The organism is Cobetia sp. Dlab-2-AX, assembly GCF_024124625.1.
Classification (GTDB): Bacteria; Pseudomonadota; Gammaproteobacteria; order Pseudomonadales; family Halomonadaceae; genus Cobetia.
Genome location: NZ_JAMXRV010000016.1, coordinates 21,108 through 31,607 on the forward strand (window position 1 = coordinate 21,108; position 10,500 = coordinate 31,607).

Genomic DNA, 10,500 nt, shown 5'->3' on the forward strand with positions numbered 1-10,500 from the left:
ACGGGTGGGAGGCCTTGAGGCAGCGATCAGGGCATCATTTGAGGCTGCTAATGTTAAGCAGCCTTGCATCTGCATAGGCATTGGCACTGCGCCTCTGGCCAGAGGCGCTTCCCTGATTATTTTGCCCCTGGTGCCTCCCCGTCACCAGGGGCTTTTTGTCTGAGGAGGGTGGGGGCTCTGGCGGCTAGAGATATTCTGGTGCAGCATAATGCTGATGACATCAAGTTCTAATGCAAAGAGACCTGGTGCTGACACCGAAATTTTGGGTCTCCTGAAACTCCCTCTCAAGCTCCCTCTGATGACTCTGCGTGGACGCTTGCTGGTTGGCGCCGCGATGCTGTGGGGGGTGTTGTGCGTGACGCTTCTGACCCTCGGCTGGCAAGCGGGTCGTATCTTGGTGGACGAGACCAACCACCAGCACCTGCGTTATGAAGCTGAGCTGATCAGCAATTCCATCACCTATCAGGTCGATGAGCGTCTGGATGAGTTGGAGCAGTTAGCGAAGCAGATTCCTGAACCAGTCCGTGGTGCCCTTGATGCCCAGCATGGACACTCCTTGTCTCCCCTCTTCGAAGGTCTCACTCTTTTCGATCGCGACACACGAGTTGTAGACGCTTGGCCTATCGGTGACGGCCGGGTGGGGGCCAGCTTCCCCGATCGAGAGTATGCGCGTTTCATGCATGCTTTCCGGCGCCCGTACGTCAGCGAGCCTTTCGTGGGGCGCATCACCGGATCTCCTTTGGTGATGATGCTGGTCCCGTTGCGAGACGGCGCGGGACGCTACACCGGCTTTTTGGGAGGCCTGGTCAACATCAATGAGAGCCGACTCTTCAAGAGCTTCGAGCGGCTGCGCCTGGGCGACGGTGGGTATGTCACCATTACCACCGCGTCCGGCAAGCGGCTATTTCACCCTGATCAGGAGCAGCCTATCGTTGCCCTTCCAGAGCAGCTTTCTCCGGTGCTCGAACGAGCACTGTACGGCTGGGAGGGGGAAAGCGCCGGCAAGGCAGTCACCGGTGAAGCCCAGCTGGTAGCGTATCGTCAGATCTGGCCAGCCGGCTGGATCGTGGGCGTGCACCTGCCACAGTCGCAGGCCGAGGCGCCGCTGGTGGCCGGTATGCAACGCATCTCCTTCCATGCTTGGGGGGCGCTGGTATTGGTTCTACCCTTGGTCGGGGGGCTGATCTGGTTGACGCTTCGTCCACTGACACGCCTGGCAGAGCAGGTCCGTGAGCTTCAGAATGAACGGCGTTATCTGCTGGAAATTCCTACGCACATGCCTGAGCTGCGCCGGGTCATTGATGTGATCAACGAGACCGAGCGCGAGCGACGGGGCAACTTGCAGGATCTGGCGGAGCGTGAGGCCTTGTTGCGAGGCACCTTGGCCGCTTCGCCTCAAGGGATGTTCGTCACGGACTCGAGAGGGCAGGTGACCTTCATCAATGCTGCCCTCGAGGAGCTTCTGGGAGGTGATGAATCGCTCGATATGGATACCTGGGGTAAACGGATCCATGCTGAGGACCGTCCAGCCGTGATAGAGGCCTGGCATCAAAGCCTGGCCGGCCGCTGCGACTTCATGCGCCAGTTCCGCCTCCTGGGTGCTGAAGGTATCCCGCGCTGGCTGGACGTACATGCTGGAGCGATTCATGTCGAAGGTGAGTTCATCGGTATCGTCGGGATGGTGCGCGATATCACCCAGGACCGCCATGAAAACGCTCTGCGCCGCTGGGAGACCGAGCACGATCCGCTGACCGGACTACTCAACCGACGTGGCCTGACACGCTATCTTGAAGAAGCCCTGGTGGAGTGGCAGAAGACTGGCACGCCGACAGCGGTACTGCTCTTCGACCTCGATCACTTCAAGCCGGTCAATGACCAGGGGGGGCATGCACTAGGCGACCGCATGCTGCAGCAGGTGGCGGACGCAGTGCGCAGCGTGGTGCGAAGCAGTGATCATGCCGCTCGCCAGGGCGGGGATGAGTTTGCCGTGCTACTGAGTGGTTGTAGCCCCGATCAGGCGCTGGTTCTCGCCGAGGCACTGCGAGAGCAGATTGGGTCTTGCCCCGTGGAACAAGGGGATAAGCGCTGGTACGTGACTGCCAGCATCGGCGTGAGCCACTTCCAATCAGGTGAGGAGTCAATCAAGGCTGTTCTCGACCGCGCCGATGCTGCCAGTTACCGGGCCAAACGTGGTGGTCGTGACAGGGTGATACTTGATAGCGAAGAGCCTGCTATGACTGACCTCGACGAGTCAACGGGCAAAGTGGGCTGAAAAGTGTGTCCAGCGACGTAAATAAACCAAGCGGTACACCCTCTCCCTCACGCGAAGCCCAGGAAGACGGCCAGCGCTCTGTTGATGGCGACCATGGTGCTGTCGTCGAGGTGGCCGAAGGCCTCTCCTACCCTCTCTCGCTTCACTGTCATGGGCTGTCCACCATGATCTGGGAGCGTCGCTGCAAGCCATTGTCGGGGGTGGGCTCCACATCGAGACGGATCAGCGGGGCATCGACTCGGGTGCTGGAGAGCAGCAACACCGTCACACTGCCGGTTCCAGCAAACTGATCCGACTGGATGATGAGGGCGGGAAGCGGCTTCCCGAAGTCACCTGACAGGGCAATGGTCACCAGGTCGCCACGCCTCATGCGTCACACTCGTCGTCGTCCAGGTCCAGGAGGGCGGCATCCATGAAGTCCTGCAGATCCTGATCCCGGGCGTCGGCAGCCGCAACGGCAGCGCACTGACGGCGGGCTTCTTCGGCGAAGCCGGGTTGGCGGGTATCCGGTACCCAGATCTGGATCGGGCGCAGGCCGGCCGCTCGCAAAGCAGCACGGTGCCTTTTCACCCGGTTGTTCACGTTGTCGGTTGCCACCATGGCGAATCCTCCTTTCGTTTCATGTAACAGGGTGGCGCTCCCTTCCGTTACATGCAACGAAGGGTGTCCAGAAAACGATCGTTAGGCGGCCAAGCCGGACAGTGTCCGAGAATAAGCTTGTAGGATGGGTTTGCGGACAATAAGATAGACGGACGGATAAGCGGACAAAAGGGCGGTCCATGGCACTGATCGGCTATGCGCGGGTCTCGACGGCGGAGCAGGACTCCGCTTTGCAGACCGATGCGCTTCTCAAGGCAGGGTGCGAGCGAATCTTCGATGACACCGTCTCCGGGGCCCAGGCGGAACGCCCCGGCCTGACGGCGGCCCTGGAGTTCCTACGCGAGGGGGATGTGCTGGTCGTATGGCGACTGGATCGGCTGGGACGCTCGCTGCCGCATCTGATCGAGGTGGTCAGCACCCTGGAGGCGCGTGGTGTCGGCTTCCGGTCGCTGACCGAAGCCATCGATACCACCACGCCGGGTGGGCGGCTAATCTTCCATGTGTTCGGCGCCCTGGGGCAGTTCGAGCGCGACCTGATCCGTGATCGCACCAAGGCGGGACTGGCCGCTGCCGCCGCTCGTGGGCGCAAAGGAGGACGCAAGCCCGTCGTCACCGACGACAAGCTGAAGCGGGCGAGGGAGCACCTGGCGAATGGGCTGAACGTCCGTGAGGCCGCCGCCCGGATCAAGGTCAGCAAGACAGCCCTCTATGCCGCCTTGAAGGCCAGTCACTCCGAAGCCTCGGAGCGCCGAGCAGCCGACTCCTGACACGCTGTGTGGTGGAGGGCCTCGGGCCTGGGGTGGGAATGAAGCGACACTCGGGGCATCATGTGAGGGTGCTAATGTTCAGCAAGCTTGCCCCTGCGTAGGCATTGGCACTGCGCCTCTGGCCAGAGGCGCTTCCCTGATTATTTGCCCTTGTTTGCCCCTGGTGTCGGTCCCGTCACCAGGGGCATTTTTCGTCAGGGGTCAGGCCTCTTCCCATTCCACACGGTTGCGCCCTGTCTCCTTGGCGGCGTAGAGCCCTTGGTCGGCACGCTTGATGGCCGGTTTCAGGGTGGTCTCCCCGGCACACACCAGCGTCACGCCCAGTGAGGCGGTGTAGGCCAGTGTGCCGTCTTCCGTGGCGTCCTGGCCGACCTGGGCGGGGGTGGTGGCAACCGCCTCGCGGAGGCGCTCGGCGACCTGTAGGGCCTGCTCGCGGTGGGTATCGGGCAGCAGCACGGCAAACTCTTCACCGCCCATGCGGCACAGCACATCACCATCACGCAGCACCTGGCGGGCCAGCTTGGCGAAGGCCTGCAGCACCATATCGCCCACGTCGTGGCCATAGGTATCGTTGATGCGCTTGAAGTGGTCGAGGTCGACGGCGATCAGCGACAGCGGCGCCCCGCTGCGCTCGGCGCGGGCGATCTCCATGGCGGCTTGGTCCTCCAGGGCGCGGCGGTTGCCGAGGCCGGTGAGCGGGTCGGCGAGCGCCTGTCGTTCCAATCGCTCTTCCAGCGCTTTGCGCTCGCTGAGGTCGAACACCATGGCACGGGAATACTGGAAGCCGTCGTCGGTGACCTGGGCGGTGGCCTGAATCGCCATCGGCAGACGAGTGCCATCGCGACACTGCAGCTCGCACTCGGCACTGCCCTCCTGGCCTTCCCCCAGCACTTGGCGGAAGGCGGCATCGAAGGCCGCGCGGGTCTCCGGGGTCACGAAGTCCCGGTAGCGGCGTTTCTCGATCACCTCGTCAGCGCGATAGCCCAACCACTCCAGCTCGGTGCGGTTGATCTTGATGACCCGGCCATCGCTGTCCAGGGAGTGATAGCCACAGGGGGCGTGCTCGTAGAGGTCCTGTACCTCGTTGGCATACTGGCGGGCCTCGCGAGAGAACAGCAATGCACGCTGCCGTAGCCCGCGGAGCCGGTGGTTGCTGAGGACCCAGAACAGCCCGAAGGCCACTGACAACAGGTAGACCAAGGTGATGGCCAGCGGCTGCACCGGGTTCTCCTTGAGTAGCCCCCAGAGCGTCGGGCGCAGCATCAGGATGCCGAGTCGCCAGGGTTGGGTACCCGGGTCGCTGATGATGGTGCCGGCCTGGCTGCGATAGTGCTGGGTGCGCAGATCGTGGCTGCGAAAGGCGAGCAGGTGGTTCTCCAGGGTGACGGTACCCTGGTTGCGGTCGGACATCGCGCTCCAGGCCGCTGGCCAGTGTGTGGCCACGGGCTGGCCGAAGCGCGCCTCCTGGCCGTCGGTATCGGGCAAGAGCCATCGCCCCTGGGCTCCCGCCAACAGGGCCTCGCCGCGGCTCTCGCGGGCATGCGGCAATGAGGCGGTGAGGCGTGACCAGTCGAGGGTGAACAGCAGCACGCCCAGGCGCTCGCCCTGATCACCGACGATCGGCGTGGCGATATCGATGACGGTGGTCACCGGCGTTTGCTCTGCACCGGAGGCGCCGAGGTGAGGGGAAGAGACATACAGGTCCCGCGCCTGCAGGGCCATGGCCTGAAGGAAGGCGGTCGAGGTGCCATGGTCGACCACCGGTGGCCGTGGTAGCAGCGGGACCGTAGAGGTGGCCACCCACTCACGCCCCTCAGTGTCGACCACCGCCAGGCGCGTATAGCGGCCGAAGTGCGTCAGCAGGGTATCGAACAGGGCCTCCAGCTGCTCCCAGTCGCTTTGCGCCGCCAGGCCCCATGTCGGTGTTTCGGCAGCGTCCTGACGGGACAGGAAACGTCTGAGCAGCGGGTACTCGGCGGTGGCCAGCACCTGGTTGAAGCTTTCATTCATGCCGCGCAGGAGCAGGTCGTATTCAGACGCGAGCAGGGCTTCTGCCGACCGGCGCGTACCGTCGACTCGCTCTTCCAGGTGCGAGACGACGATCGGCGTCAGGGTCAGGGTGACCAGGGATACAGGGAGCAGGACCGCCACCGTCAGGCGGGCCCAGAACGCTTTAATGATCAATGGCGGAGCCTCGAAGCAGGTCAGCCGCAATCCGTGCAGGCGAAGAGTTCACGACGTCAGGAGCAAGGCGAGGCATGCCTGCTCGCCGAGCGCGCGCAAGTATCCAGCAAAAGCCTCGTAGCGTCATCTTCGGTAGACGATATGGCTCGTGAGGCGCGTGTACCTTGCCCGTCAGGACCGGCTCGGCCACTATCCTTCCCATGGAGGGTGGTAAGTGAACCAGAGCGCACGTACCCCCAGGAGAAAGGCGGCATGGAGGCACGGTAGTGCTTAACGAATTAGCGCTGATGGAGGCGCAGCAGGACGTTCATGAACGGATCGCGAAGCAGGTGCCGCTCGAGGAGACTTTGGATGCCATTGCCCGCTGGATCGAGATCCTGTTGCCAGATGGCATCGTGGCCTTCATGCGCTTCGATTCCCGCCGTCAGACCCTGAGCCTCATCCCCAGCCAGCGCTTCTCCAGGGCCTACGAAGAGTGCCTTCAAGCGGTGCCCATCGGGCCCGATGCGGCTTCCTTCGGCAGCGCGGCCTTCTGCCGCGAGCCAGTGGTCACCGAGGACATTCGCAACGACCCGCGCTGGACGCCGTTTCGCGATGCTGCCGATCGAGAAGGGCTAAGAGCCTGCTGGTCCAATCCTGTGCTGACCGCCGAAGGTGAGTTGCTGGGCACCTTCGGCATCTACTTCCGCGAGCCAAAGCAGCCTACCGATACTGGTCGTCGGCGCATGAAGCAGGCCGCGGCGCTGGTGGCACTGGCGATCCTGCGTGACCGCGATGCCTCCAGCCACCGAGCCCTCTCCGAATGGCACCGCTCGTTGTTCGTGAACCACCCCGACGGGGTCTACGAGTTCGACCTGGAGGGTCACTTCCAGCGGGGTAATGCCGCGCTGACACGGATCACGGGGTATCCCGAAGACGCCTTGATTGGCCGGCACTTCAACGAGTTCATTGAGCCTGAGTATCGCGAGCTGACCCTGGCCGGGTTCGATATTGCCCGACAGGGCGGGTCGCACCAGTACGAAACCATGGGCACCCACCGCGATGGGCACCCCTATCGGCTGGAGATCCTCAACTTCCCGGTCTCGGTGGATGGCGAGGTGGTGGGGGTATACGGCGTCTGCCGTGACATCACCGCCCGCAAGCAGGAGGAAGAGGATCGCCTTCTACTGGAGCGAGGCATCCAGGCCACCCCCAACGGCGTGGTCATGGCCGACGCGACCCAGCCCGACATGCCCCTGGTGTATGCCAACGAGGCCTTCTATCGCCTCACTGGATACACGCCTCTGGAGGTGCTGGGCCGCAACTGCCGCTTCCTGCAGGGGCCAGACACTGACCCCGAGGCGCTTGCTGTCATTCGCCGGGCGATCATCGAGCGACAGTCCACCGAGACTACCCTGCGCAACTATCACAAGGACGGCACGCCCTTCTGGAACCACCTCTCGCTGAGCCCGGTGTTCGATGCCGACGGTGCCTGCACGCACTACATCGGCATCCAGCAGGACATCACCCGGCAGCGCGAACAGGAAGCGCAGATCGCCCACCAGGCAACCCATGACCTGCTCACCGGCCTGCCCAACCGCACCGCCTTCGATGAACACCTTCAGGCGGCCTTCGAGCGGGTTCAGGAGGATCAGGGGCTGCTGGTGGTGATGCATCTCGACCTGGACGGCTTCAAGGCTGTCAACGACGGCCTGGGCTATCACATCGGCAACCAGTTGTTGGTGGCGGTCAGCGAGCGTCTGCGTCAGGTGGTGGACGGTGACGCGAGCCTGGCTCGTATGACCGGCGACGAGTTTGCTTTGCTACTGCCTGGCCTCGACAGCCGCCAGGCCGGGGTCGAGATGGCCGAGGACGTGCTGAGTGCTCTGGCGCAGCCGTTCTTGATCGAGGACCGTGCCCTGCACATCAGTGCCAGCATCGGCATCGCCTGCAACTGTGAGAGCGTGGCGTATGCCTATGAGCTGATGCAGCGTGCCGATCTGGCGGTCGGCGATGCCAAGCAGCAGGGGCGTAATACCTGGTACTGGTATCAGGGCGACCAACATCGCGGTACCGAAGAGGCGGTGCTGTTGCGACACGATCTGCACACGGCACTGCGCCAAGATCAATTCGAGCTCTACTATCAGCCGATCGTGGAGGCGGTGAACGGACGTATCCGCGGCATGGAGGCCCTGATCCGTTGGCACCACCCCGAGCGTGGGATGATCTCGCCTGGGGTGTTCATCCCGCTGGCCGAGCAGACCGGCCAGATCATTCCCCTGGGGCGCTGGATCCTACGACGTGCCTGCCAGGACGCCGCGGCGATGCGTGCCGCAGGCGGGCTCGGGGGGCCGGTTGCCGTGAACATCTCCTCACTGCAGTTTCGCCGTGACGGCTTCCTGGCCGACGTGAAGGCGGCTTTGGACGATGCCGACTTGCCGCCCGAGCTACTGGAACTGGAGGTCACCGAGAGTGTGCTGCTTGACGGCGCCGAGCAGGCCATCACGCTGATCAACGAGCTCAAGGCGCTGGGGATCCGGGTCGCGCTGGACGACTTCGGTACCGGCTTCTCCAGCCTCAGCTACCTGCGCGACCTGCCGATCCACAAGGTCAAGCTCGATAGGGCCTTCATCCAGGACATTGCCACCAGCCGCAGCAACGCCGCCATCGTGCAAGGCATCATCACCATGGCCCATCACCTGGACCTGACGGTGGTGGCCGAAGGCATCGAGGAGCGGGAGCAGCAGCAGGACCTGATCCGCCGCAACTGCGACTTGCTGCAGGGGTTCTACTTCGCCAGGCCGATGCCGCGGGAGGCCATCATAGAGCTTACCGGGCAGCTTCCGGTACCTGTGGGGCTATGAGGTAGGTCGCGGGGCCTCTTCAGCAGTGTCCTATGGCCCTCTCTCTGGCCATCATGTAAAGAAAACCAAGGTTTTCTTGTGGTGGAATGCAACCATTCAGATGGGGGAAAGGTTTAATCCAACTATAATAGCCCCCGAGGGTTAGTCCGCTTTTGGCCGATAGCGGACCTCTTTATTCTATCATATATACAATAGTAAATGCCCCAGCCTGTTAGAAACCTCCTAGTCCTAAAGTATATGATTCTTCGATCGGCTCCCTCCGTCCCTCTCTCTGATCCTCTGCCTCTCTGGCTCTCCCTCTCGCCATTCATCATTCATTTCTTAACAGGCGCATGGTCTATGTGCTGTTTGACCTAGCATATGGCTGCGCCTATATTGTCATTTCCATGGTGTGTTTGAGTTGAACGTGATGAAGAATGATAATGAAGTTGGGTTCATTTGCTATTTCGGCGACTTGTCATCTGAAGAGGTTGAGGTAATAAATGACTATTGGTTGGTGACGGATGATGGCGGTGTAAACGGTGGCTTTGCCTACTCAGTTTCTAGAGTTTCAGAGAGGCATGGTCTGCGTGAGGGAGATATTAGAGTTATAATTAAAAAAGGTTCTGGGTTTTGTGCGCCAGGAGGTGTGGGGCTATGTGGTTCTTGTGGGGATGTGGTTTTGTTGTCAAGCAGGATGAAGTATAAAGAGGCTCTCAAGGGGAAGAGGGGGACCTGTAAAAATTGTTTGCAAGAGCAGAGAGAGAAGTTTGACGAGGAATGTGAGAAGAAGCTTGTTGAGTACTTGGAGTCATCTTTGTCAGTAGAGGGCTATGAGTATTCAGATCTTAAGTATCTGGATAAAGTGTTTCTTCTGGCAATTCTCACTATGAATTATGATGGCGATGGACCTTTGAAGCTCGGGGCTGGTGGGTTTGGCTGGTCTGGCTTTAAGAGTATAGATGCTGAAGCTCTCAACTCTTTGGTTGCTAGGAAGGCCGTCAGGCGCGTCGAGCCAATGGGAGACGAGGCTGTAACGGCATATGCTCGCTTAAGAGGCGGGAGTGCCGAAAAGAAATCTTTGCTCTCCAATGCAGGGCTCAGGGGTATTCCTCAGCCAGGTTTCTATATTAACTTGCCTGATGGTTTATATGATATCAGTGACTTTATGCAGGCAGTAAACGGTGATGTGGTCGAAGGATGTGTAACAATTGATGATATTGAAGATATTAGGCGTCTAGTAAATGATGTTCGGGTTGAGAAGCTTTATGCTGTTGTTGGGTATCTGGGGATGAGCTATAGGTTGAAAATAAATCATAACATCAAACTGGATGCTGTTCTTAGACATATTGCTGTTACATATCCGCTGGATAAAGCTTACTATACTATGATCAGGATGGTGAAAGATGTAATTGAATATATGCATGTAGAGTATGTCAATAGCTTTGCTGCTGAGCATTTGTTCACCAGGTTTCTTGAGAGCTACCTGTCTAAAGTTAAAACCAGAGGTTGGGAGCTAAAAATTGCCAGATCCTTGCCTCAAGAAGTTACGAGTTCAAACTTGGAGGCTATGGTTACTGCCATATTTCTAGAGGGGGCTTTGAGCTGGGATGAGCTGTCGGCAACAGAGGTCGCAGAGCGGTGGGTATCGAAGCTGCACGTTGCGGAGGCGCATGGGTAAATAGTACCTCTAATTAGTATTGATACTATTTTTTAATCATTAAAAAACCTGAATTCAAGCAATAAGCGCAGCACCTGCAGTATCCAGCCCACCTGAGTATTCCCCTAGAAACACCTGCGCCGGTGTCCGGTAGCCGAGTCGCTTTCGAGGACGGTCATTCAGCTTTTCGACCAC

At 60.3% G+C, this 10,500-nt stretch carries 8 protein-coding genes; 4 read left to right on the forward strand and 4 right to left on the reverse strand.

Going from position 1 to position 10,500, the window contains the following annotated elements:
- Nucleotides 1-208 precede the first annotated feature (208 nt).
- Nucleotides 209-2,272 (forward strand): diguanylate cyclase, encoded by a 2,064-nt coding sequence (locus NH396_RS16900; protein ID WP_152478304.1) that lies wholly within the window; start codon nt 209-211, stop codon nt 2,270-2,272.
- Between the two features lie 47 nt (nt 2,273-2,319).
- On the opposite strand, the gene NH396_RS16905 is transcribed toward NH396_RS16900, so the two are convergent.
- Genes NH396_RS16905 through NH396_RS16915 form a run of 3 tightly spaced genes read right to left on the reverse strand, consistent with a single transcriptional unit; the run spans nt 2,320 to nt 2,872 of the window.
- Nucleotides 2,320-2,424, reverse strand: a complete 105-nt coding sequence (locus tag NH396_RS16905) for a type II toxin-antitoxin system PemK/MazF family toxin (RefSeq protein WP_253065014.1) — start codon at nt 2,422-2,424, stop codon at nt 2,320-2,322.
- Nucleotides 2,421-2,642: a type II toxin-antitoxin system PemK/MazF family toxin gene (locus NH396_RS16910; RefSeq protein ID WP_253065015.1), complete on the reverse strand. Its 222-nt coding sequence runs from the start codon at nt 2,640-2,642 to the stop codon at nt 2,421-2,423. The genes NH396_RS16905 and NH396_RS16910 overlap by 4 nt, the downstream gene beginning before the upstream one ends.
- Nucleotides 2,639-2,872 (reverse strand): antitoxin MazE family protein, encoded by a 234-nt coding sequence (locus NH396_RS16915; RefSeq protein ID WP_152478305.1) that lies wholly within the window; start codon nt 2,870-2,872, stop codon nt 2,639-2,641. Before NH396_RS16915 ends, NH396_RS16910 begins: the two co-directional genes overlap by 4 nt.
- A 179-nt stretch (nt 2,873-3,051) precedes the next feature.
- On the opposite strand from NH396_RS16915, the gene NH396_RS16920 reads away from it, so the two are divergent.
- Nucleotides 3,052-3,639 carry a recombinase family protein gene (locus NH396_RS16920; RefSeq protein WP_176676592.1) on the forward strand — a complete coding sequence of 196 codons (588 nt, stop codon included), beginning with the start codon at nt 3,052-3,054 and terminating at the stop codon, nt 3,637-3,639.
- Between the two features lie 201 nt (nt 3,640-3,840).
- Here the strand turns inward: NH396_RS16920 and NH396_RS16925 are convergent, their stop codons facing one another.
- Nucleotides 3,841-5,823 carry a diguanylate cyclase gene (locus NH396_RS16925; RefSeq protein WP_253065016.1) on the reverse strand — a complete coding sequence of 661 codons (1,983 nt, stop codon included), beginning with the start codon at nt 5,821-5,823 and terminating at the stop codon, nt 3,841-3,843.
- A gap of 266 nt (nt 5,824-6,089) precedes the next feature.
- On the opposite strand from NH396_RS16925, the gene NH396_RS16930 reads away from it, so the two are divergent.
- Together NH396_RS16930 and NH396_RS16935 are read left to right on the forward strand one after the other, a co-directional pair.
- Nucleotides 6,090-8,666: an EAL domain-containing protein gene (locus NH396_RS16930; protein WP_253065017.1), complete on the forward strand. Its 2,577-nt coding sequence runs from the start codon at nt 6,090-6,092 to the stop codon at nt 8,664-8,666.
- Between the two features lie 406 nt (nt 8,667-9,072).
- Nucleotides 9,073-10,326, forward strand: a complete 1,254-nt coding sequence (locus NH396_RS16935; protein ID WP_152478308.1) for a hypothetical protein — start codon at nt 9,073-9,075, stop codon at nt 10,324-10,326.
- Nucleotides 10,327-10,500 lie beyond the last annotated feature (174 nt).

What these genes read in the sequence shown, in the direction of transcription:
- NH396_RS16900 (WP_152478304.1), top strand. Translation starts at nt 209, where the DNA reads ATGCTGATGACATCAAGTTCTAATGCAAAGAGACCTGGTGCTGACACC.
- NH396_RS16905 (WP_253065014.1), bottom strand. Translation starts at nt 2,424, where the DNA reads ATGACAGTGAAGCGAGAGAGGGTAGGAGAGGCCTTCGGCCACCTCGAC.
- NH396_RS16910 (WP_253065015.1), bottom strand. Translation starts at nt 2,642, where the DNA reads ATGAGGCGTGGCGACCTGGTGACCATTGCCCTGTCAGGTGACTTCGGG.
- NH396_RS16915 (WP_152478305.1), bottom strand. Translation starts at nt 2,872, where the DNA reads ATGGTGGCAACCGACAACGTGAACAACCGGGTGAAAAGGCACCGTGCT.
- NH396_RS16920 (WP_176676592.1), top strand. Translation starts at nt 3,052, where the DNA reads ATGGCACTGATCGGCTATGCGCGGGTCTCGACGGCGGAGCAGGACTCC.